We start from the raw sequence: 21,637 nt of genomic DNA, 5'->3' as shown, positions 1-21,637 counted from the left end.
CAACTTAAATGGAGGTGAACCAGATGAAGGAACAGCCAATACCAGAAAGATTGCAGATTTCTCCCTTTTTAGTATTTTACTTGGTCATGTCCATGCAAATAGGGATTGGTGTATTAGGATATCAAAGGATAATTGCAATGGATGCAGGATACGATGCGTGGATTTCCATATTATTTGCCGGCGGATGCATCCATGTAATTATTTGGATGATTTATAAAATAGGCGAGACCGTTGGCGGCGATATTGTAACAGCTCACAAATACGTCGTAGGGAACTTTTTCGGCAAGGCACTCTGCTTCATTTTTATTGGCTATTTTATCCTGTATTCCTTAACAGTAGTAAGGACATTTATTGAAGTCATACAGGTTTGGATGTTCCCTGAATTAAGCACTTTCTGGTTCTCCTTCGGCTTTATGATTCTTTGTGTTTATATTATTTTTGGAGGATTTAGAACAGTAGTCGGTACAGCCTTCTTCGGGCTTGTACTGCCGGCTTACCTCCTCCTCACATTCGGCTGGGCGATTAAATTCTCCAACTTTTACAATCTGCTGCCCATCTGGGATCATTCCATTAAAGAGATTCTTACAGCTTCTTATCATATGTCCCTTACTTTTATTGGGTTTGAAATCATCCTTTTTTTCTATCCATTTATTAAAGAGCCAAAAAAATCACAGAAGTGGGCTCATCTGGGCGCATTAACAACCACTCTTATTTACACAATTCTAGCGATTATTACTTTTGCCTATTTTGCCGAAGACCAGCTGGCTAAACAAATTTGGGCCAGCTTAACGATGTGGAAAATTGTTGAAATGCCCTTTGTTGAACGATTTGAATATATCGGGATTGCCAACTGGAACCTAATCATTCTTCCGAATGTGTGCATTTCCATCTGGATCGCCTCCAGGCTTATTAAACGGGTCTTTAATATCCGCCAGAAAGTGGGAGTGTTTTTTGTAGTTGCTGCAGTGCTTTCCGTTATATATTTTCTGGATACAAGAGAAAAGATCAATACACTTAATGACTATGTAGGAAAAATGGGATTTGCTTTTACCTTTATTTACATTCCTTTGCTTTTCGCTGCTGTGATGATCGCCAAGAAGCTGAAAAAGGGGAAGAAAAAATGAGGAAGCTTATACTATTCTGTCTTGTTTTGCTGCTTACCGGCTGTGTGGACAAAGAAATACTCGATGATATTAATATTGAAGTAGGAGTTGGCTATGATGTAGCAGATGATTCAAAAGACAAATATAGAGGTACTGTATTATTCCAGGAATTCCAGCCTGATAAAAGTGTGATTAACCGGACATTCTCAGGAAGTGGGAAGCTGCGCCAGGACCTTCTTCTCGAAGTGACTAAACAATCATCAGAGCCAGTCGTAACAGGCGGGTTAAAACTGGCAGTTTTTGGACCGGAACTTTCCAGGAAAGGAATTTATGATCTTGTAGATTCCTTTCAAAGAGACGCAAGTATTGGAGCTCGGGTATTTGTTGCAACTTCGGAGGGAAAAGCGGAGGATCTGATGGCAGGAGAGTATGGAACAAGAGGGAATTCAACCTATATTTATAATCTTATACAGCATAATATTGACCATCGGGATATTCCCAAAACCAATCTGCATATCTTGGCCAATGATTATTATCAGAATGGCAAGGACCCTTTTCTGCCTCGTCTAAAAAAAATCGCTGATGATAAAGTGGAGATAGTTGGAATCAGCCTTTTTAAAGATGATAAGGAAGTAGAAATCCTTCCTGTAAAAGATATGTTCTTTTTTAAATTGCTGGTCGATAAATATAGTGAAGGAAACTTCGATGTTAAATTAAAAAAAGGTGAGTTAGCTGCTGTAAAGAGTTTAAGGTCCAAGCATAAAATTAAGATAACTGATCATCATGCTTCCATAACGATTAACATTGAAGGGATTATTCGGGAGTATACCGGAGATAAGTTAGCATCAGAGGTTGTTAGCGCTGTTCAAAAGAACCTGGAGAATAAGGTCGAAAAGGAATGCCTCAGACTATTAAAACAGTTTCAGGAACTCGGAATTGATCCAATTGGGCTTGGCCAAATGAAAAAATCCAAGCATCGGAATTTTGATTTTAAAAAGTGGGAAGATGACTACAAAACGCTGAGTTTTGATGTGAAAAGCAATGTAACAATTGAAGAAACCGGTGTAATTGAATAAAGAGCGGGCTTTCGCAGCCCGCTCTTTCAATTTTAATCATTTGTCGAGAACATATACTTTTTATAGTGATAGCGGATCGAGAAAATCAGCCCCATGGCCAGCATATTCCCCATCAGCGAGCTTCCTCCATAGCTGATGAAAGGAAGCGGTATGCCTGTGATTGGCAAAAGGCCGATGGTCATCCCGATATTTTGAAAGACATGGAATGTAACCATGCTGATGACACCTACACAAATATAGGTATAAAAATTGTTATTGGTTTCCATGCCAATCTTGGTAATATGGTAAATCAGCAGAAAGAAAAGGCTGACGACAATGCTTGCGCCTACAAAACCAAATTCTTCCCCTACGATACTGAAAATAAAGTCGGTATGGCTTTCAGGAAGATAGACTTCCCTCGTTCCATATCCTTTCCCGCTTGTTTCCCCTGATCCAATGGCAAGGAGGGAGCGTGTCAGTTGAAATCCGGTTGAACTTTGATAGTTATAAGGATCAATCCAGGAATAAATACGTGCAAACTGATATTCCTTTACCCCTAAATACTTCTCCAGAATATCCGGATGCCATAAAACAAAATACAGAATAGTCCCTGCAAGAGCGGCTCCTGTTCCAAATATTGGCGCCAGAAGCTTCCAGCTGATTCCTGAAATGAATATCATGCCAAGCATGATTGCCAGAAATACAAGGCTTGTCCCTAAATCAGGCTGCTGCATAACCAGCAGCAGCGGCACCATTGTTAAACCAACCAGTTTAATGAGCAGCCATAAATCAGTCTGCATGGTTTTATATGCATTTTTTTGGTGATGCTCGTCAATTGTTTTCGCTAATACCAGAATAATAAACACTTTAACAAGTTCTGCAGGCTGCAGGGAACCCATACCCGGAACCTTGTACCATGCCTTCGCCCCATTAATGACCGGGGCAATGCTTGATGGCGCCACAATCAGGAATCCAAGCAGTACAATTCCCAGGCCGTACACATACCAGGAAATCTTCTTCAGCTGATCGGAATCCAGTGTGATTACCGCAGCGATGATTCCTGTTCCAACGGCATACCAGACAACCTGCTTCAAAAGGAAGTTTTCTGTATATTGTCCCGTTGTCTGTGCGCTGTAAATGGAAACGGCACTTACTAGAAATAAAAGCATCAATATTAATACTAAGCCCCAATCCAGCTTAGGAGGTGTATATCGATTTGAGGTCATGATCATTCTCCTTTAAAGAAAAGCGGAAGCGCCTTGCCCACCCCCGACAAGCACAAGACGAGCCTCACGGAAAGGCGTCCTATGCCTTTTTGGGGGGCTCGGCTTGTGACCTCGAGGGGGCAGGCGCTGGAACTAGACAGTAATCTAACTTCAGAATTCATATATTCTTATCAATTAACAAAACCATTTGCCTTTAGCTTTTAAGGCATAACGGAGCACAGCGCAAGGAATAGGTATGTACCTCACATTATTCCCCGCTACAATATTTCATTATATTTTTTATAGAGATAAATCACAACTTCTAAAAGCGAATGGGTATTATTTCAAATTTTTACGATTACTGAGAATGGTTATTTCCGTCCATATTCAGCATCCGTCTAAGGTACCCATCAATCGGGTACACAAGGCATTAAGGCCTGGCTTTAAACTTCCCGCTGAAATATCTCACTTTTATATCATCTCTCATCCATTCAAGATTATTAGGTACCTGAGGGATGCTGTAGCCAATAAAAATTGGTGTGGTAATATAGCGGGGAACAATTTTTGCGTAAATATCCCTGCCCAGCCTGTAGAAAAACAAATTATAACTATTGCTTGGAAATGGAAAGGCATTCAGAATATAATGGGCAGCTGCCTGGATGCATTTTGCAAAGTACGGAATATAATCCTGATCGGCAAGCTTTACATTGAATTCATAAAAACCGATTCTAGGTGAAGTGGATAAAGTGAACACCGTATTGCTTTCCTCATGTATAAGGAGGCCTTCAAAGTCCTCTGCCTGAATTTTTTCCTTGTAATCAATATTTCTCAATCCGACTATTTGCATATGCGGATGGGCAATACTCCCCCCGGATAATGGACCGTGGTTTTTGAAAAATAAAACAGACTCATATTCTCCGCTCTCTTCCATTTGAAGCCAATGTTTTAATCCAAATGAAATCAGCCTGACCAAATGCTCCTCAGGATAAATGGATAGCTCACCGTCACATAGATCCGTTTCAATCAGCACGGTCTGATAGGAGTTTTCCAGAACAGGAAACTTATTTTTCAGCAAAATAATTGAATCCTCAACGGCGATAATATCCGTCAGCTCCTCCCTTGCACAAAAAGGGCAGTTTATATCCTTATTCCGAATGCTATTAGGCTTTTGGACCCCAATTCCCGTATTAAAATGCAAATGTGTTTCTGACATCTCTTTGACACCTGCTTTTCTGTAATCTCTCCCCTTATATTATCATGAAAATGAAAGCGGAGTATCTGAGGCAGTTTCTTTGGCGCTCTTGCCCGAAGGAGACCCAGGTTCGGACAGACTCCGGCCTTTTTCTGCCTTTCCTGTCCGAACTTGCCCTGCAGGATCCCAAACTACAGCTAAAGTTCATCTGTATAATTAAATAACTTCTGCCTGACCCAACAAAAAATCAGCAGGGCATGAAAGAACCCCGCTGATTAATGCTTTATTGCACCGTTAGTTCAGTTTCTGTGTGCTCGTGAATATCGTCGCCTTTTTCAACATGTGTCGTGATGGTGTATGTGCCCGCATCGCTAAACTGATGGTCGGCAGTGTATTTGCCCGGTTCCGTTTCAGGCATGTTCACCCATTGAGGCGTTGCGCCATTAAGTGAGATTTCAAGCTTTACTTTAGCATCCGCCAGCGGTTCCCCTTCATTATCAACCATGGCAGATAAAGCTGTTTGTTCGTTTACATGAATTTGGTCAGGTGCCTGCAGCTCAATGGATACTTCTCCGCCATGGCTGTGAGAGTGGCCTTCTTCATGTCCCTCATTTTCTTGTTCATGCTCCGTTCCCGGGTCCTCCGCTTTTGCCTCGCCAACTTGTATGGAAACCATTGGCATTGTATGCTGGCTTCTTGCCGTTACATGGGACTGAACATAGTAGAGGCCTTCTTCTGTAAATATATGATCAGCTGTATATCTCCCCTCTGAGTCGTGCTTTGCCTCTGCCATTTCACCGTTTTCTTTTTGTCCTTCCTGCCATATTTCAAATTTCACCTCATCCGCATCCGTTACGGCCTCACCGCCTTGTCTGACAGTGACGGCAAGGGTTGCCTCCTCACCCGGATCAATGGTTTCAGGCACCTGGATGACTGCTTCAATGATTTGCGGCACTTCGTCGTTTTTGGCAGGCTTTTCTTCTTCTGATTGGCTGCATCCGCCAAGAACAAGCAAGCTCGCCATTATGCTGAATAATAACTTTTTCAATTTAGTGTCCCTCTCTTTTTCTATATTGTCTTTTGATATTATCAATATAAAAGCCATTTGTGATAAAACAATGAAATCTTTTCAAAAAATAAAAGACCCTTTCAGGCCTTTTGAGATTCAGTACAAAGGATTGCTTTTAATTATGAGTTATATACTAGATGGAAGCAAGATCATTCAGGACCACTTTTTTGTCCCCTTCTTTCGCTATCTCTTCTGCAGCCTCGCAAGCCAGCTTTTTATACTGGTGTGCATTTTCCTCATCGCCGGCTAGTTTATATGCACGGGCTAGAGCTTCATAAGAAAATGCCAGATCAAAGTCTCCAATTTTGTTAGAAAGACAAATTTCAAGATTTCTTTTAGCATGAAAGAGAGCAGGCTCAGCTCTGTTTAAGACTGTATATACCCTGGATATCTGCCACTCTCCCCTTGACAGATTAACAGGCTGACCTGCGACACCCCAATGATAGCACGATGCATGCGCCATATGTATCATTTCGTGGTCTTCCTCATCGGTTCTATCAGGATTTTCCATTAAATCCCACACTTTATTGAATAAGCTTATGGCTATTTTTTTATGTTCGTCTTTTTCAATTAATGCTGGCTGTGCCATATAATGCATCTCCTTTATACAGGCTTATAAATCTAAATACAAATAGAATTAGTTCATTTCAGCATCTCTTTTTATGATTTCGGCATTCTGCCCGGTTTTTCCTTTTCTTTAGAGCGTTCCCCATCTTCTAAATCAGCTAATCCGTCATATATTTAGAGAATGGAGGGATTTATATGAATTCTAAATTAAGAGTCCATTCTATTTTCTTTTATATAAACAGCTGGATTTTCAGTATTTGTGCAGCAGTGGCGCTCGCTGGGGTTGTTGCGCTTTATCCGGCTGCCTTCACCTCGTCACATATGAATGTGCTGCTTAAGGACATTAAAGCCGACCAGCTCTTCATTCACATTTTGAAAGCTGAGAATCATTATTTTCACAAGGAATTTCCCGCTGAAAGCTATTCCCTATCCGGAACCCTATTTAAGCTGGCAACCAACACACAGCCGAAGGATATCAGAACGTTCCTTGGCCGGGAGCTGCCTGGTTTTTCGATCTTCGACACTGGTATTGCTGTTGCCGGAGAAGGTACCGACTTTACCAACCTTCCAGTGGAATCTGCCCCTCCCCTAGAAGTCCTTTTAAAAGAAAAAGAACTTGCTATGAATGACGGTCAAAATGAAGAAAATACGGCTCCTCCAGTTATTCCGGACAAAAAAGGGGTTCTTATTTACCATTCCCACAGCTGGGAATCGTTCGCTCCGCTTTTAAAAGATGTAAAGGATACTGATGAGGCCGTTAGTCCAAATGAACAGGTGAATGTTATTGCTGTCGGGAAAAAGCTTAGTGAAGAGCTGGCGAGAAAAGGCATTGGTGCTGAGCATGATAAAACCAATATTGCCTCAGAACTGAAAAAGAAGGGCTGGAACTGGGAAAATTCCTATGCCATGTCCAGAGAAACTGTACAATCCGCCATGGCAGAGAATAAGGATGTTAAATTCCTGATTGATATCCATAGGGATTCGCTTCCCCGAGGGAAAACAACCGCAGTAATTGGCCAGGAACCATACGCGCGACTGTTTTTTGTCGTCGGCAAAGAGCACAAAAACTATGAACAGAACTTAAAAGTGGCTACCGAGCTCCATAAAGCATTGGAAGCAAAATATAAAGGAATAAGCAGGGGAGTTTTTGTTAAAGGAAAAAGTGAAGGCAACGGCATTTACAATCAGGATCTTTCCGAGCGGGCTCTTTTGCTGGAATTCGGAGGTGTTGAAAACAATCTGGATGAACTGAATAACTCCATCAAAGCATTTGCTGATGTGTTTAGTGAATATTACTGGAAGGCAGAGCCAGTCAATGCGGAAAATTAAGGCTTGCCATTATTGTCTCCTGTTTACTTTTTTCAGCACATGTATTCTTTACCTTCTGTTTGGCATAAGCATCATTACGATTGCCAGCCTATTTTCAGGAATTATCCTCTCAATCATCAATTTAATAGAAGATGAAATGAAGGCATTCAGAAAGGACCACAATGGCTGATTAAGGAAAAAATAATTATTTTCTGTTTTAATAGAAGAATCAAACAGGAAATAGGAGTGATCAAAATGAAAATAGCTATCATAACAGGTGCATCCAAAGGTTTAGGAGCATCCATTGCCAAAAGAATGATTACAGAAGGAACTGGCATCATATCTGTATCAAGGACTGAAAATCCTGAGCTGGCAACACTTGCTGCAGAGAATCAATTATTCTTTGCCCAATATTTCTGCAATTTGTCCTCACCGGATGAGCTTGAATCTGCTTTCAGAGAACTGACAGCACTATTGAAGGAAAAACAGCCGGAAACCCTATATGTATTTAATAACGCAGGGGTCATTGATCCAATTGGTACTGCCGGAAACCTTGATCATGCGGCATTAATTCAAAATGCTCACGTTAATCTGATTGCTCCTATTATGATTTCCAACATCCTGCTGCGTGAAGTTTCAAGTGAAATGACCATTGTCAACATTACTTCAGGTGCTGCTGAAAGGCCCATACAGGGATGGAGTGCTTACTGCAGCACAAAAGCCGGAATTAATATGTTTACGGAAACAGCTGCATTGGAGCTGCTGACAGCAGGCAGCACCCAAAAGATTATTGCCTTTAGTCCCGGTGTTATGGACACTGCTATGCAGGGAACCATACGTTCATCAGCGAAGGAAGCATTTCATGATCTTGAAAAATTCCAGGCATATAAGGAGAAAGGCATGCTAAGGGATACGGAAACTGTGGCTAATGCACTAGTCAATTTGCTTCTGCAGAAGGAAATTGAGAGCGGAAAAGTTTATTATGTAAATGACTTAATCTAAAAAGCAGCAAAAGCCGGCTGGATGAGCCGGCTTATTTATCTCCCAATATATTACTATCTACAACACCATGGTGAATACGGAGCACTTCATGGTTATTATCTTTTTGTATAACAAAAAAACCGTTCGAGAAGTCGGATGATAATTCTTTAAAAAAGATGCCCTTTACTCCATTTTCATGATCTTCTCCAATGATTAAATGATAATCGGAGCCTTTCTTGACGATCATGGCCGGCAGCCCCTTATCCCAGTCGTCAGAAGGATCATGAACCTTTCTTGAAACTTCTACGACATGTATATCTACTCCTTCAAGCAGCTGGAATAAATCATTGATCAGCGAATGCTTTACCATCCGCTCCAGCTTGGTTTGAACAGCCTGCCCAAGGATAATCTGGGTAATATTATGCTCCTTTACCACATCGGCTATCACCCTGGCGATTTTTTTGCCCTCGGCAAACTTGGAGAGCATCTTCAGTCCGTATTTATCTGCTAAACTTTCGAATAAATATTTTGTCTGAAGCTCGTTAAAGTTAAGCTCTTCGTGCTTCCGGTTTTCTACGGATAGAATATAGCCATCCCCCTGAAATGCTTCCTTCAGTTTTTTTCCTCTTTGGGTCAGTATTTCCGCATGATTGGGATTGCTTACACATATTAAAATATTTTCCTTCATTTTTACACCTCTATCACCGGATTCTATTTTCAGTATAGCACGAATACCATGAAATAAACCCCGCAGCAAAAGGGATCCATGAGAATGTGTTTAAATCAATTATTAATTTTTAGAAGGTATGAATAAGAAATACTCTGCCCGGGCATACTAATTCTACAAGTGTAAATCCCCCTTTTTTTCCGCTTCCTGTTAAGGAAGCATTTTTTTGATAAAAATAGACCTCTGCCTGTCTGCAGAGGTCTGTCTATTGAATTAAATTCAGGAACTGGCTGGTGCGGACTTCTTTTGGACTGTAGAATATCTGTTCAGGTTTGCCGCGTTCCACTACAATACCGCCGTCCATGAAAATGACTTCATCCGCTGCTTCCCTTGCAAATCTCATCTCATGAGTAACGACCACCATTGTCATTCCTTCAGCGGCCAGATCCTTCATCACCCTCAGCACTTCTCCAACTAGTTCAGGGTCCAGTGCCGAAGTAGGCTCATCAAATAGCATAACCTTTGGCTCCATTGCAAGAGCACGTGCAATCCCTACCCGCTGCTGCTGGCCGCCTGAAAGCTGAAAAGGATAATAGGCAGATTTATCAGCTAATCCAACTTTTCTTAAAAGCACTTCCCCCTTTTCCTTTGCCGCTTCCTTTGATTCGCCTTTCACTGTAACCGGCCCCTCCATGACATTTTCGATTGCAGTCATATGCGGAAATAAATTATAGTTCTGAAAAACCATTCCCGTAAGGCGTCTGAAGGGAGGTATTTGCCTTTTCGAGACCTGCTGAGAAAAGTCGAGGACTTGATCTCCAATGGCAAGCAGGCCTGAAGTAGGCTGCTCCAGCACATTTAAGCACCGCAGCAAGGTCGTTTTTCCGGAGCCGGATGGCCCAATCACTACAACCACTTTTCCTTTCGTCACTTCCAAATTAATTCCTTTCAGTACTTTCAGCTGATCAAATTGCTTATGCAAATCCTTAATATTAATCATTAATAGCACTGCCTCTTTTCATGAAGAAATATATCGGTCCAGACGGCGTTCAAGCCTTCCCTGCACGATCGAGAGCATAAAGCAAATCACCCAATATATGAAGGCAGCCTGCGTATAAAGAAGCAAAAATTCATAATTAGTTGCGGCTATTTCCTGTGCTCTTCGGAACATCTCTGTAACCAGAATCATGGAAGCCAGAGAGGTATCTTTTACAAGACTGATGAATGAATTGGATAACGGCGGTATTGATACTCTGGATGCCTGCGGAAGGATAATCCTCTTAAGCGTCTGCGAATAAGACATGCCTATGGAATATCCCGCTTCCCATTGTCCTTTTGGGATTGAAAGGATGGCTGCCCGGATAATTTCGGAAGCATACGCCCCTACATTCAGCGAGAATCCTATGATCGCTGAGGGGAAAGGATCTATAATGACACCAATCGTCGGAAGCCCGTAAAAAATGATGAACAGCTGCACAAGAAGCGGTGTGCCCCTTATGGCTGATACATAAATTCTGGCTATCGTCTCCAGCGCCTTATTTCCTGAAATGCGGGCAAGTGCCGTAAAGATTGCCAATGCCAGCCCGCATATAAATGAAATCAGTGTTAATGGGATGGTATAGACAATGGCACCCTCCAGCAATGGCTGAAATGAATTCTTGCCAATCTCTATAAGTCTTTCGACCCTTTCCGGATCGATGAATATACTATTTAAGTACATCTTCACCAAACCATTTTTCTGAAATTTTCAAGTAAGTGCCATCCTCAATCATTTCTTCCAAGGCTTTATTGACTTCATCAACCAATGTACCGCTGCCCTTTCTGAACATTAGGCCGCTTTGGGAAGCGTCTTCGGATTCGTCTGCGATTTTGACTGGAGCATCAGGCTTTTGTTTTTTAAAATCCAAAAAAGACAAATTATCGTTGAGTGTAACATCTGCACGCTTTGAATTAATCAGTTCAATCGCCTGGTTAAATCCGTCGACTCCTACAATTTCCGCCCCATATGACTTTGCCAGATCTGCATAATTGCTCGTCATGGACTGTGCGGCTTTCAAACCCTCTATATCTTCAAAGCTTGAAACTGAATTGTTGGATTCATGTGTAATCAAAACAGCTGCAGAAGAAATATAAGGATCCGAAAAGTCGTATTTCTCCTGGCGATCAGGGCGAATCCCCACCTGGTTTGCGATCATATCAAAACGTTTTGAATCCAATCCGGCGAACATGGCATCCCATTGTGTTTCCAGAAATTCCGGCTTCACACCAAGCCTTTTGGCCACTTCCTTTGAGATTTCCACATCAAAACCGGTAAGCTCGCCTTTGTCGTCATGGAACGTGAATGGCGGATAAGTGCCTTCTGTTCCTATTAACAGCTTTCCCTCATCCTGGACTTTTGCCCATAAATCCTGCTCTTCTGAAACATTTTTATCCTGATTTTCAGGATTTGCTTTATTCGTTCCGCACCCTGAAATAATTAAAACTAAACAGATTAGAACAGCACTAAAAATAGTCTTTTTCATGTGTTTGCCTCCTGCTTGAGAAATGGATTATATTTTATCTTTTCCTAAAGTGGTTAGTTTATAGGAGGCTAAAGAAAAAAAACCTCTTTCTAAAAGAGGGCTTAAGGATGCTATGAATAAGATGGTTTTTTCAAAGAACATTTAGAAGCTTCTTCACCCAGTTCGGGAGCATAGTAGCTGAGTTTTTTAATTAAATAACAGGCTTCAGGGAAATGATGTTCGAGAAATCGAAGCGTCGCTTTATTAAGAATTCTTTTGCCGGTGTATTTTTGGACAATGCCTTTAATGTATTCATTCATTTCAATCACAGCCATCCCCACATCCCGGGCCATTTCCTGCTGGCGCGGAAACCCTGGCTGAGTAAACCGGAGATATCCCTTCATATGCCTGTTCTGTACAACGAAGCCCTGAAAAATCCTAGTATAGGTTTCTGCCTGGTCATCAACAAAAACCTCAATTGGATCAATCGAGTTTCTTAAAAGAATGATATGTCCCAGCTGGTCCTCAAGCCACAAATCCAGCAAATCAAAAAGGGATTGCGGCGGCGGTGTCTGTCCATTTGTATAATAAGTCAGCAGGCGCAGATATTCCTGATTTTCACTTAATGTGCCATTAAAGTAGGTTGGCGAGAGATTAAGATTGATCAAATTATTGATTCTCAAATTCTGCAGCTTTCCTTCGAACTGAAAATAACCGTTTGCAACCGGCCATATCTCCATGGCCATCGCAATTGCTTCCTGTGAGCTGGCCTGTGCAGAAGGAGGTACCAGATTAAGCTTATTCCTAAGATTACGGAAGGCTTGTCTGTATTCATCCGCTCTTTTTACATACTTGCCTTCTGTTGGAGAAAGAAAGTCCCTGACAAAGATCGCATGGTCTTCAAGAATCTCCAGCCAAAAGGCATGCTCCTCCCAAGGCGTCAATCCTATTTCATTCATATAGATCCCCCCATCATAATCCTTTTAGATGTATATGCTTTTCATAAAGGAAAGATGAAGGCCGGTCCGGATAAAAAAGGAGCGCTTTAGAAAAAATAAGGAAGCATTTATAAGAAAGGAGAATCGCTATGACAAAAAAGTTCAATAAAGGCAGTAATAATCAAAACTCACCAAAAGGAAATCAATCAGCCATCAGCGGAGATAACAGTAAGGGCAATAAGAGGAATAAAGATCAAAAGGATAAGACTGATTTGGATTAAGAAAAGCGCAAGGCGCCCGCCTACCTAGGAACGCAGACTAAAACCGCCACGTCCTGTGGCAACGTCTGCATGACCCGCATCCTCCCAAAAGCTGCCGCTTTCGGTCGTGCGATGCAATGCTGACGAAGCCTTCCTTGTCCTGCGGGCCTCAAGCATAAGACAAGCCGGCTGAAAGGTTGTTCTTTAACCTTTTGGACGGATTGGCTTAGACCCGAGAGCCGATGGCGCCTGGAGCTAGACAGTTATCGAAGTTCAAAGTTATACTTTTAATCTTTTAATAGAAAACCGGCTTCCTTGTCGAAGCCGGTTTATTCGTCATTTCCTGAAATTTTAATGGCTGGCGTGTTGTTATAAAGATAGGCTGGAGCCATGTTTTGTTCCTCATCACGATTATTCATTGCTTCTTGCAACTTTAGGTTGGCATCCTCTGTTTCTGTCTTGCTGTTCATTTGGGAGTGAATAGTCTGATCCTCCAGCTTTTCATTTAGCTTGATATTGGTTTCAGCAGTTTTATCATCCATTTGCCTAATCCTCCTTTTGTTATAGTTTGTTATAAGTGGTTATAAAATATTTACCACATCCTGTTCCCATAAAACAAAAAGCATAAACCCATGGTCTATGCTTCTAAAAATTCTCCATAACCGAATTTTCCGGCATCTTGAACGGGTCATTTTTATCAATTCGATCATAAAACATTATTCCGTTCAGATGGTCGATTTCATGCTGCATAATGATGGCCGGGATACCCTTGAACCGGAGTGTCACTTCTTCTCCCTCAAGATTATGGGCTTTTACCTTAATGCGTTCATAACGGGGCACATACCCTTTTACGTCACGGTCAACAGACAGGCAGCCCTCACCCTCCGGCAGGAAAATCACACCGACAGAGTGGCTGATGATCTTCGGATTAATTATGAAATACTCCTGAGGCTCACCTTTTTCATTGGTAAAATAGGCAGTAAACATGCATTTGTTTAGGCCAATTTGGTTGGCAGATAGCCCAATGCCCGGACGCAAGCCATATTTTTTTGCAATGGCAGGATCCTGGCTGTTCTTCAAATATTGCATCATCGCAGTCAGTGTTCCGCGATCTTCTTCAGTTAAAGGCAATGCGACTTCTTTTGTTGTCTCCCGCAGGATAGGATCCCCTTCCCGCACAATATCTTTCATAGTGATGGTCGTATCCGCATTAAATTTACTCATAAATAAACAATTCATCTACCTTTACTTTTAATGTTTTAGAAATTTTAAAAGCGAGCTCCAGTGTGGGATCATATTTATTATTTTCTATGCAATTGATTGTCTGCCTGGCCACACTGCACTCTTGAGCGAGCCTTTTCTGAGTTATGCCCAGCTTTTTTCGTATTTCCTTTATTTTATTTTTCATCCTATCACCTTTTGGGCCGAAACTGTTTTTATAGTAGCATTTCAGGCGGCAGAATGTCCAATACTTTGGACATTAGTAGCTGTTCAAAAATTTATCCGCTAATATATAGAAGATTACCGCGAAATTTCCAGTTTATCCGCGATTTTACTTGCCATATCCGCGAAAGTGCAAAAAAACCAGTGCAGATCTCCTCCACACTGGTTCCTTTTTTGACTACGCCTCTGCTTCTACCAAAGTTTCAGCTGGTTTTTTCTTTTTCAGCAGCAGCTTGAGATCTCTTTTATATTTTCTTTTTGTAAGGATATAAAGAAAATCTCCCTGCTCAATTTGGGTGTTGCCTGTTGGAGTAATTAACTCATCTTTACGAATGATTGCGTTGACAAGTGCGCCTTCAGGAAAGGGGATCTCCATCAGATTTTGCCCGATAATGAAGGCATCTTCTTCTATTTCGAATTCAATCATTTCTGCATCTGCTTTTCCAAGGGAAACCAATTCCAGTGAATGCATGGGAGTAGCCTTTTCAGGACCAGTCAAACCGAGCTTTTCTGCTAACAATGTAATCGTTGATCCCTGGATAAGAGCGCTGGTCAGGACAACGAAAAAGACAACATTGAAAATTTCATGACTTCCTTCCACACCGGATAACAGCGGGAAAGTGGCCAGAACGATTGGCACGGCACCTTTTAATCCTGCCCAGGATAAGAAGATCAATTCTTTCATCGAAAAGCCCATTTTAATGGTGGTTAGAAACACAGCAGCAGGTCTGGCAACAAATATAAGAAGTGCTGAAAGAGCCAGGCCTTTTAGCAAAATATCAGAATGGAAAAGTTCATTTGGAAAGACCAGAAGGCCCAAAATAACGAACATCGCAATTTGCATCATCCAGGCAAAACCTTCCGTAAAACGGAAAACAGAGTGGCGATAGGCAATGTCTGCGTTCCCAATCATGATACCCGCCACATATACAGCGAGAAGGCCGCTGCCCCCCAGATAAGCAGTTATTCCATATGTCAGCATGGCAAATCCTGTGGCAAAAACGGGATAAAGCCCGCTTGAATCCAAGTTAATTTTATTCAATGACCATATTGCGAATTTGCCAAACAAGAGACCAGCTATAGCTCCCACTCCCATTTGGATAAAGAAAGAACCAACAAGTGAGAATATGCCGGAGCCGGGAGTCATAATCAGCTCAATCATGGCAACTGTCAGGAATACTGCCATGGGATCATTGGAGCCAGACTCTGCTTCCAGTGTTGCGGAAATCCTGGGCTTTATATTTTGCCCTTTTAATACAGCAAAAACGGCAGCTGCATCAGTCGAACCGACAATCGCACCAAAAAGCACCGCAACAGTCCAATCTACACCGAGAATAAACTTTGCCGCCACGGCAACAAGCCCGGTGGTAATCACCACGCCTAAGGTTGCCAATGATAAGGAAGGTGCAATGACTGTCCGGGCTGTTTTCCAGTTCGTCTGCAGTCCTCCTTCAAACAAAATAATGATAAAGGCCAAAACCCCGATCATCTGCGCAATTCTCGCGTTATCAAAATAAATGAATTGCCCCAATCCCATTCCTACCGCGATAAAGAGAACAAGAGCAGGCACCCCAAGCCTTGCAGAAAATTTAGTTGTCATAACTCCAGTAATAAAAAGAATAGCAGCCAATAGGATAAGTGCATCTGTGTGCCAAATAAATTCAGCCAATACGAATCACCTTCTTTATTTAGATTTTTATCAAGGTTACATAAAAAGTTTATCCATAGTGGAGAATGACTTGTGTTTTGAAAGAAAAAAAGGCGGATTTGAGTTTAACTTAGTGTAATGCCCGGAGAGATGATGACAGCAGCTCGTGACAAGCCTTTAGCATGGTTCAGAGCTGATATTTGTATTTAAGAAAAGAAGTGGCAGTGAATCGCCGGCTGTTTCCAGCATAAGATTATCTTTTACCGCTTTCACTGTCTTTATCGATTTTTTAATGTAACATAAATACATTATAACATATATTATGTAACATCGCACCTCATATGCATGCTTTTAAATAAAAATCGGACTTGCCATTAGGCAAATCCGCTAAATTTCTTTAGATAAATGAATCATCTCATCTTCCATATAATACTCCATATATCCGCAGCGTTTATAGAGGTTCACAGCGCTATCCCAGGCCATATTTGTTTCGAGAACAACCTTTCTATAACCGGCTGCTCTGGCGCGATCCTCCAGTTGGCGTACCATCATTCCGGCAATGCCCTGACCCCGGAATTCCTTTTTTACAGACATTCGCTGCAGCCTGCATTCCCCTTTGCCTACATTGGTAATTGCACCCGTACACACCAGTTCATTTTCAATCAAACCAGCCAGAAAAAAATCTCCTTCAGCGCTATACGTCTCTGTAAGGCAATTCAAATCAGGATTTAAAGAATGGTCAATAAATCCGAAGCGTTCCTGGAATCCTTTCAGTATTAATTCTTTTGCAGCAGTCTCGTAATCTTTTGAGATCTGTACAATCTTAATATCCTTTTTAATCATTTTCTGATCAGCATCAGCCCTTTTTTTAGCGCATAGCTCAGGCATACCTGCATTAATTGTTTTTCCATTGACAATTGTGGTTTTCATAGATTCTCCTGTTTTTTCCTTTTATAATAAGATATTAGGAGTGAAAAGAGAATTCTTTTTGACAGTTATATATGCAAAGCCTCTGTAGAACTTCTGCTGCTCTGTATATATTCAAGTTGCAAATTCCCGCCGGACAAAAGAGCGTTATACTAAAGTCTGTACGCCTCAAGTCTTAGCAGAAATTAAAGCTGGGGCTCAATGTGCATGAATGGGGATTATCATAAAATATAAGTAAGAAATTTATGAAGGAAAGCAGGGGTTCATTGTGAAAAGGATTTTCGCCATTTTTATCATTTTAGTCTGTTCCTATTTGCTCTTTACTGGCGTAAACAGCTGGCTGAGTTTTGGAGAAAGCAGTACCGAGGCTTCTCTAAGCAAGAGGACAGATCATATCAGCATAGATGTATCAAGTTCCGATACAGTCATTATTCCTGAAAAGAGGAATGACGTTAGAGCTGAGCTTGACGGCAAAGGGAAAGTGACCGTAAATAAGGCTGGAAGCGAAGTTCGCGTGGAATACAAAAGAAAGTGGCTGGATGGCTTTCAGTTTTTCAATAATAAAAGCAATCTGAAGATTTACATTCCTGAAGATTTCAATAAGTCCATGTCAATTAACATTGGTTCCGGCCGTTTGAATTTTGCCGGTGAATCTGAAAGCAGGCCTTTCGTGCTTGAGAGTCTGAATGTTAATATGAGTTCCGGCAAAGTCAGCCTTGCCAACATTAAGACTGATGAATTTGAGCATGAAGGTTCATCAGGAATGATGGAAGCAGATCATATCATTACCCGTACTGGAGAAATAGATATGAGTTCCGGCAAAGTGAAGGTCCGCAACTATCAAGGCAAGCTTGATGCCGGGGTATCATCAGGACAGCTGGATATAATGGTCGGCAAACTGACTGACTCTATTAAAGTGGAAGCAAGTTCAGGCTTTGTCCGCCTTGATTTGCCTGATGATGCGGACTTTACCTTAAAAGGCAAAGCAAGCAGCGGCCATATCAGCAGCCATTTTGAATTGGATGATGAGAAACGCGATAAAAATGATATTTCCGGCAAACATGGATCAGGAGAACATGACATCCGTATCTCTGTATCCAGCGGGAAAGCTGAGATTAATTAACTGCTGCATTGAAGTCCGGGAAACCGGGCTTTTTTTGATGCTGAATGTGGATTAAGGCTGGACACTATGGGGAAATAGTCTTATACCTATTATTTTGACAAGCGAAATTTTCACAAAGGGGTGTAAGTCTTGAAGAGAGCTATTTTACTGGCATCCATTCTGCTGTCAGGCTGCTCTTCACCATCCTGGTTTACCGGCCAGGAAAGTGAATCTGAATCCGCAGAACAGGAAGACGGCAAAGTGTTAATTGATGCCCCTCATTATTCGCAAAAGCCTGAGCTTGAAAGAGGATGTGAAGTAACCAGTCTTGCCATGCTCCTGAATCATGCAGGAGAAGAGACCGATAAAATGGAATTAGCCGAAAAAATAAACCGTGTTCCTTTCGAAAAGGATGGCTATAGGGGAAACATTCATAAAGGCTTTGTTGGCAATATGCAAACATTGGATAAACCTGGACTCGGCGCCTATCATGAACCCGTTGCAGAACTGGCTGAAAGCTATTTGCCCGGAAAAATTGAAGACCTGACAGGCAGCGGATTCGACAAAGTAATCCAGCAGCTTGATGAAGGGAGACCAGCCTGGGTGATCATCACCAGCACTTACGACGTATTGCCTGATTCAGAATGGGAAATCTGGGAAACTAAAGATGGCCCGGTCAAAATAACCTACCGAATGCATGCTGTATTAGTCACAGGCTATGATGAAGATCATATCTATGCAAACGACCCGCTTAAGGAGAAAAATACCCAATTCCAAAGGGACAAGTTCATTGCCGGATGGGAACAGATGGGAAGACAGGCAATCACTTATGTGGATAAATAATAGAGAAGGATGTTTGGGGATAACTTTTTGTCTCAATCATGATCGCCTATGTGGATAACTCTTTTGTCTGCTTAGATTATCCACTTAGTGTGGATGAATCGGGCAAAAAATGCCTTTAATTGTGGATACTTCTGAAAAATTTAAAAAATCAATGAATTAGTTATGCACACTTTGAAATCCGGGAAGCTCAAAAGGAAAATACTCCTCTATTATCGGTGGATTAATTGGGGATTATAAATTCTCAACTTAAGCCGAAAGCTTCAGCCAGCATTGTGTATGAATTCAGCTTGCCTTGAAAATCATGAATATTGGTGATGATCATAAACTCATCCGTTCCGTAGACTTCGCTGAGCAGCTGCAATTCTTTTTTTATTTTTGCTGGGGTACCGATTAACATCCGATTGCGGTTAACAGTGATTTTTTCTTTTTCTACGTGTGTGAGCTGGATACTTTCAGCTTCAATGCTTGGGATTAATCTCGTATCCCTCCCTTTTTCAACTGCCAGCAGCCACATATCCTGGCTCAAAGCCAGCTTCTCAGCCTCTTCCTGTGTCTCGGCGCATACAACAAAAATACACACATTTGCTTTCGGCTCAGACAAAGCTGCTGAAGGCTGAAATTGACTGAAATATGTATCCATTGCTCTCTTCCCATTTGCAGGATTGATAAAGTGTCCATACGTAAAGGCAGCTCCATGTTCCGCTGCCAGTCTTGCTCCGCGATGCGTGATTCCAAGAAGCCACAATAGTGCAGGATCTTCAGCCTGTGGAAAAGCTTTCACTTGCTGATAAGGATGTCCTTCTGGAAGCTCTTTGTTCAAAAACCACTGCAAATCCCTAAGCTGTCTAGGAAACTCATTCAGACTTTTCCTTACTCCATCTGTCAGGGCAAGCCGGGTGGATGCGGTTCCTCCGGGAGACCTCCCAATGCCCAAATCGATCCGTCCTGGAAATAGAGTTTGGAGCACATTAAAATTTTCGGCTATTTTATAAGGGCTGTATTGCGGCAGAAGGATGCCGCCTGAACCGACCTTAATTCGGCTGGTGCTTGATGCAATATGGGAGATAAGAATTTCCGGTGAGGAGCCAGCTATTCCATTCGAATTATGATGCTCAGCCACCCAAAAACGGGTGTAGCCAAGGTTTTCTGCCACTTGGGCGAGCTTGACTGTTTTACGAAAAGTTTCAGCTGCAGTATCCCCTTTTGCCACGACAGATTGATCCAAAACACTAAGCTTCATTAGAATCCCCCCTTTTATTGAAGATGATCTTATCACAAGGGATAAAGCTTCCTCAAATGTCCCGGCTGCGCAAGCGATTTATTAGGAAATTTACAGCCTTTCTGGTAGTATATGAATGATTTTTTTAGAGGAGGAAAAACGATGCATACATTAAAAGGCAAAACAGCTCTAATCACAGGAGCAGGCAGAGGGATCGGGCGTGCAGCAGCTATCGCGCTCGCGAAAGAAGGCGTCAATATTGGATTACTTGGCCGTACGATTGAAAATCTTGAAAAAATGGCGGATGAACTTAGCCAGTACGATGTGAATGTATCTGCTGCAGCAGCCGATGTTGCCGACCTTGAAGCCGTTACTCATGCAGTCGAGCATATTAAATCAGACCTTGGCTCTGTGGATATCCTGATTAACAATGCCGGAATTGCTAAGTTCGGAGGATTCCTGGAGTTATCGCCTGATGAGTGGGAAAGCATCATCCAGGTCAACTTGATGGGTGTTTATAATGTTACAAGAGCTGTTCTTCCTGAAATGATCGAACAGAAGTCCGGAGACATTATCAACATCGCATCCACAGCCGGACAAAAAGGAGCGCCTGTCACTAGTGCATACAGTGCATCCAAATTTGCTGTTTTAGGCTTAACAGAGTCTCTGATGCTTGAGGTTCGAAAGCATAATATCCGAGTTAGCGCATTGACTCCAAGTACGGTGGCCACTGACCTTGCGATTGAAACAAACCTGACAGACGGCAACCCGGAAAAGGTTATGCAGCCGGAAGACCTCGCAGAATTCATGGTGGCACAGCTGAAATTGAACCCTCGGGTGTTTGTGAAAACAGCCGGCATGTGGTCGACTAATCCATAAGCAAGTGGAAGCAGACCTTCGTAAGGTCTGCTTTTTATGAACCTTTTAATTAATTTACTGAAGATTTTTCTTCATCAGAGCTGCTATTTGGATATTTTCGTGTATAGAGGTTTTTTCTAGATTCTTAATAATTAATTCTTGCCGCTCCACGGAATGATTTTGACTTAATTTAGCTTTTGCTTCAATTTTTGTGATTTTTATTCTGAAAGCAGCAATCCCTTTACTCATTCCTTCTATAAAACCAGGTTCAACATTTTTTAAATTGTATGGACTATCATTGCTTTCATATTTATTGACTAAGTTATTTAAAGAATCGAAAATTATTTTTCTATCTTCGACTATCTCCATCTCTCCATATAAATGAATAGACACATAATTCCAAGTCGGAACTGCATTAGTTGTTTCGTACCAGGAAGGCGAGATATAACAATGGGGACCTTGGAAAACAGCAAGGACTTGTTGGTTTTGAGCGTCCTTCCATTGTTCGTTCGGACGTGCAAAATGACCATATAATGCATTTTCAGATTTATTAAACATGAGGGGAAGATGAGTAGCGCAGGGTTCCCCATTATGCTGAGAAAATAAGGTGGCAAATCCGTATGCTTCAATAAATTCATAGATTAATTCTTCATCATCCATTTTAAAATGATTCGGTATATACAAATTAATTCCTCCTCGTTTTAAGGGTATGGGAAACCCTTTTAAATCTTTCTACACAACCCACTCGGTA

Annotated in this window: 25 protein-coding genes; 9 read left to right on the top strand and 16 right to left on the bottom strand. The window is 41.7% G+C overall.

From position 1 onward, the window contains the following. Positions 1-23: 23 nt before the first annotated feature. Positions 24-1,124, top strand: a complete 1,101-nt coding sequence (locus JI665_RS14460) for a GerAB/ArcD/ProY family transporter (RefSeq protein ID WP_206840257.1) — start codon at positions 24-26, stop codon at positions 1,122-1,124. Continuing rightward, positions 1,121-2,179: a Ger(x)C family spore germination protein gene (locus JI665_RS14455; RefSeq protein ID WP_206840256.1), complete on the top strand. Its 1,059-nt coding sequence runs from the start codon at positions 1,121-1,123 to the stop codon at positions 2,177-2,179. The genes JI665_RS14460 and JI665_RS14455 overlap by 4 nt, the downstream gene beginning before the upstream one ends. A 32-nt stretch (positions 2,180-2,211) precedes the next feature. On the opposite strand, the gene rodA is transcribed toward JI665_RS14455, so the two are convergent. The 4 genes from rodA to JI665_RS14435 form a co-directional block, all read right to left on the bottom strand. Continuing rightward, a complete protein-coding gene (rodA, locus tag JI665_RS14450) occupies positions 2,212-3,384 on the bottom strand; it encodes a rod shape-determining protein RodA (protein ID WP_206840252.1) in 1,173 nt (390 codons plus the stop codon). A gap of 409 nt (positions 3,385-3,793) precedes the next feature. Next, on the bottom strand, positions 3,794-4,576 hold the full coding sequence (locus tag JI665_RS14445) for a DUF4931 domain-containing protein (RefSeq protein WP_206840251.1): 783 nt from the start codon (positions 4,574-4,576) through the stop codon (positions 3,794-3,796). Positions 4,577-4,838: 262 nt separating this feature from the next. After that, positions 4,839-5,603, bottom strand: coding sequence for a FixH family protein (locus tag JI665_RS14440; protein ID WP_244671199.1), 765 nt, complete (start codon positions 5,601-5,603; stop codon positions 4,839-4,841). A gap of 154 nt (positions 5,604-5,757) precedes the next feature. Next, on the bottom strand, positions 5,758-6,213 hold the full coding sequence (locus JI665_RS14435) for a hypothetical protein (RefSeq protein ID WP_244671198.1): 456 nt from the start codon (positions 6,211-6,213) through the stop codon (positions 5,758-5,760). A gap of 173 nt (positions 6,214-6,386) precedes the next feature. Here JI665_RS14435 and spoIIP point away from each other — a divergent pair, with 173 nt between their 5' ends. The 3 genes from spoIIP to JI665_RS14420 all read left to right on the top strand — a co-directional run bounded on the left by spoIIP (position 6,387) and on the right by JI665_RS14420 (position 8,501). After that, positions 6,387-7,520: a stage II sporulation protein P gene (spoIIP, locus tag JI665_RS14430; RefSeq protein WP_206840249.1), complete on the top strand. Its 1,134-nt coding sequence runs from the start codon at positions 6,387-6,389 to the stop codon at positions 7,518-7,520. Next, positions 7,507-7,689: a hypothetical protein gene (locus JI665_RS14425; protein ID WP_206840248.1), complete on the top strand. Its 183-nt coding sequence runs from the start codon at positions 7,507-7,509 to the stop codon at positions 7,687-7,689. The genes spoIIP and JI665_RS14425 overlap by 14 nt, the downstream gene beginning before the upstream one ends. A 65-nt stretch (positions 7,690-7,754) precedes the next feature. Continuing rightward, positions 7,755-8,501: a (S)-benzoin forming benzil reductase gene (locus JI665_RS14420; RefSeq protein ID WP_206840247.1), complete on the top strand. Its 747-nt coding sequence runs from the start codon at positions 7,755-7,757 to the stop codon at positions 8,499-8,501. 31 nt (positions 8,502-8,532) lie between these two features. On the opposite strand, the gene JI665_RS14415 is transcribed toward JI665_RS14420, so the two are convergent. The 5 genes from JI665_RS14415 to JI665_RS14395 form a co-directional block, all read right to left on the bottom strand. Beyond that, positions 8,533-9,168: a histidine kinase gene (locus tag JI665_RS14415; protein ID WP_206840246.1), complete on the bottom strand. Its 636-nt coding sequence runs from the start codon at positions 9,166-9,168 to the stop codon at positions 8,533-8,535. Positions 9,169-9,412: 244 nt separating this feature from the next. After that, entirely contained in the window at positions 9,413-10,147 is a 735-nt protein-coding gene (locus tag JI665_RS14410; protein WP_206840245.1) for an amino acid ABC transporter ATP-binding protein, read from the bottom strand. Between the two features lie 18 nt (positions 10,148-10,165). Next, positions 10,166-10,867 (bottom strand): amino acid ABC transporter permease, encoded by a 702-nt coding sequence (locus tag JI665_RS14405; RefSeq protein ID WP_206840243.1) that lies wholly within the window; start codon positions 10,865-10,867, stop codon positions 10,166-10,168. After that, entirely contained in the window at positions 10,854-11,669 is an 816-nt protein-coding gene (locus JI665_RS14400; protein WP_206840241.1) for an amino acid ABC transporter substrate-binding protein, read from the bottom strand. The genes JI665_RS14405 and JI665_RS14400 overlap by 14 nt, the downstream gene beginning before the upstream one ends. Positions 11,670-11,779: 110 nt before the next feature. Next, complete coding sequence (locus JI665_RS14395) at positions 11,780-12,607, bottom strand: DUF2935 domain-containing protein (protein WP_206840240.1); 828 nt, start codon at positions 12,605-12,607, stop codon at positions 11,780-11,782. A 128-nt stretch (positions 12,608-12,735) separates the two neighbouring features. On the opposite strand from JI665_RS14395, the gene JI665_RS28975 reads away from it, so the two are divergent. Further along, positions 12,736-12,867 carry a hypothetical protein gene (locus JI665_RS28975; protein WP_280516093.1) on the top strand — a complete coding sequence of 44 codons (132 nt, stop codon included), beginning with the start codon at positions 12,736-12,738 and terminating at the stop codon, positions 12,865-12,867. Positions 12,868-13,175: 308 nt separating this feature from the next. Here JI665_RS28975 and JI665_RS14390 read toward each other — a convergent pair whose 3' ends face one another. The 5 genes from JI665_RS14390 to JI665_RS14370 form a co-directional block, all read right to left on the bottom strand. After that, a complete protein-coding gene (locus tag JI665_RS14390) occupies positions 13,176-13,388 on the bottom strand; it encodes a hypothetical protein (RefSeq protein ID WP_206840239.1) in 213 nt (70 codons plus the stop codon). 103 nt (positions 13,389-13,491) lie between these two features. Beyond that, a complete protein-coding gene (gene def, locus JI665_RS14385; protein WP_206840238.1) occupies positions 13,492-14,070 on the bottom strand; it encodes a peptide deformylase in 579 nt (192 codons plus the stop codon). Next, positions 14,063-14,254, bottom strand: coding sequence for a helix-turn-helix transcriptional regulator (locus tag JI665_RS14380; protein ID WP_009331775.1), 192 nt, complete (start codon positions 14,252-14,254; stop codon positions 14,063-14,065). The genes def and JI665_RS14380 overlap by 8 nt, the downstream gene beginning before the upstream one ends. A gap of 213 nt (positions 14,255-14,467) precedes the next feature. Then, a complete protein-coding gene (locus tag JI665_RS14375) occupies positions 14,468-15,958 on the bottom strand; it encodes a potassium/proton antiporter (protein ID WP_206840237.1) in 1,491 nt (496 codons plus the stop codon). Positions 15,959-16,324: 366 nt separating this feature from the next. Beyond that, positions 16,325-16,867, bottom strand: a complete 543-nt coding sequence (locus JI665_RS14370; protein ID WP_206840236.1) for a GNAT family N-acetyltransferase — start codon at positions 16,865-16,867, stop codon at positions 16,325-16,327. 265 nt (positions 16,868-17,132) lie between these two features. Here JI665_RS14370 and liaG point away from each other — a divergent pair, with 265 nt between their 5' ends. Together liaG and JI665_RS14360 are read left to right on the top strand one after the other, a co-directional pair. Continuing rightward, positions 17,133-17,987: a LiaG family protein gene (gene liaG / locus JI665_RS14365; RefSeq protein WP_206840235.1), complete on the top strand. Its 855-nt coding sequence runs from the start codon at positions 17,133-17,135 to the stop codon at positions 17,985-17,987. 129 nt (positions 17,988-18,116) lie between these two features. After that, complete coding sequence (locus JI665_RS14360; protein ID WP_206840234.1) at positions 18,117-18,809, top strand: C39 family peptidase; 693 nt, start codon at positions 18,117-18,119, stop codon at positions 18,807-18,809. A 241-nt stretch (positions 18,810-19,050) separates the two neighbouring features. Here JI665_RS14360 and JI665_RS14355 read toward each other — a convergent pair whose 3' ends face one another. Next, on the bottom strand, positions 19,051-20,049 hold the full coding sequence (locus JI665_RS14355) for an LLM class flavin-dependent oxidoreductase (protein WP_206840232.1): 999 nt from the start codon (positions 20,047-20,049) through the stop codon (positions 19,051-19,053). A 141-nt stretch (positions 20,050-20,190) separates the two neighbouring features. On the opposite strand from JI665_RS14355, the gene JI665_RS14350 reads away from it, so the two are divergent. Next, a complete protein-coding gene (locus JI665_RS14350; protein WP_009331790.1) occupies positions 20,191-20,907 on the top strand; it encodes a 3-ketoacyl-ACP reductase in 717 nt (238 codons plus the stop codon). A gap of 54 nt (positions 20,908-20,961) precedes the next feature. On the opposite strand, the gene JI665_RS14345 is transcribed toward JI665_RS14350, so the two are convergent. Next, complete coding sequence (locus tag JI665_RS14345) at positions 20,962-21,570, bottom strand: FMN-binding negative transcriptional regulator (RefSeq protein WP_206840230.1); 609 nt, start codon at positions 21,568-21,570, stop codon at positions 20,962-20,964. Positions 21,571-21,637: the final 67 nt, after the last annotated feature.

The organism is Bacillus sp. NTK034, from assembly GCF_017303275.1.
Taxonomy (GTDB): domain Bacteria; phylum Bacillota; class Bacilli; order Bacillales; family Cytobacillaceae; genus Cytobacillus.
The sequence above is the reverse complement of the archived record's forward strand: the minus strand, read 5'-3'. Positions and strand labels throughout refer to the sequence as shown.

Coding starts and splice junctions, on each gene's coding strand:
- JI665_RS14460 (WP_206840257.1), top strand. CDS start 24: ATGAAGGAACAGCCAATACCAGAAAGATTGCAGATTTCTCCCTTTTTA.
- JI665_RS14455 (WP_206840256.1), top strand. CDS start 1,121: ATGAGGAAGCTTATACTATTCTGTCTTGTTTTGCTGCTTACCGGCTGT.
- rodA (WP_206840252.1), bottom strand. CDS start 3,384: ATGACCTCAAATCGATATACACCTCCTAAGCTGGATTGGGGCTTAGTA.
- JI665_RS14445 (WP_206840251.1), bottom strand. CDS start 4,576: ATGTCAGAAACACATTTGCATTTTAATACGGGAATTGGGGTCCAAAAG.
- JI665_RS14435 (WP_244671198.1), bottom strand. CDS start 6,213: ATGGCACAGCCAGCATTAATTGAAAAAGACGAACATAAAAAAATAGCC.
- spoIIP (WP_206840249.1), top strand. CDS start 6,387: ATGAATTCTAAATTAAGAGTCCATTCTATTTTCTTTTATATAAACAGC.
- JI665_RS14425 (WP_206840248.1), top strand. CDS start 7,507: ATGCGGAAAATTAAGGCTTGCCATTATTGTCTCCTGTTTACTTTTTTC.
- JI665_RS14420 (WP_206840247.1), top strand. CDS start 7,755: ATGAAAATAGCTATCATAACAGGTGCATCCAAAGGTTTAGGAGCATCC.
- JI665_RS14415 (WP_206840246.1), bottom strand. CDS start 9,168: ATGAAGGAAAATATTTTAATATGTGTAAGCAATCCCAATCATGCGGAA.
- JI665_RS14410 (WP_206840245.1), bottom strand. CDS start 10,147: ATGATTAATATTAAGGATTTGCATAAGCAATTTGATCAGCTGAAAGTA.
- JI665_RS14405 (WP_206840243.1), bottom strand. CDS start 10,867: ATGTACTTAAATAGTATATTCATCGATCCGGAAAGGGTCGAAAGACTT.
- JI665_RS14400 (WP_206840241.1), bottom strand. CDS start 11,669: ATGAAAAAGACTATTTTTAGTGCTGTTCTAATCTGTTTAGTTTTAATT.
- JI665_RS14395 (WP_206840240.1), bottom strand. CDS start 12,607: ATGAATGAAATAGGATTGACGCCTTGGGAGGAGCATGCCTTTTGGCTG.
- JI665_RS28975 (WP_280516093.1), top strand. CDS start 12,736: ATGACAAAAAAGTTCAATAAAGGCAGTAATAATCAAAACTCACCAAAA.
- JI665_RS14390 (WP_206840239.1), bottom strand. CDS start 13,388: ATGGATGATAAAACTGCTGAAACCAATATCAAGCTAAATGAAAAGCTG.
- def (WP_206840238.1), bottom strand. CDS start 14,070: ATGAGTAAATTTAATGCGGATACGACCATCACTATGAAAGATATTGTG.
- JI665_RS14380 (WP_009331775.1), bottom strand. CDS start 14,254: ATGAAAAATAAAATAAAGGAAATACGAAAAAAGCTGGGCATAACTCAG.
- JI665_RS14370 (WP_206840236.1), bottom strand. CDS start 16,867: ATGAAAACCACAATTGTCAATGGAAAAACAATTAATGCAGGTATGCCT.
- JI665_RS14355 (WP_206840232.1), bottom strand. CDS start 20,049: ATGAAGCTTAGTGTTTTGGATCAATCTGTCGTGGCAAAAGGGGATACT.
- JI665_RS14350 (WP_009331790.1), top strand. CDS start 20,191: ATGCATACATTAAAAGGCAAAACAGCTCTAATCACAGGAGCAGGCAGA.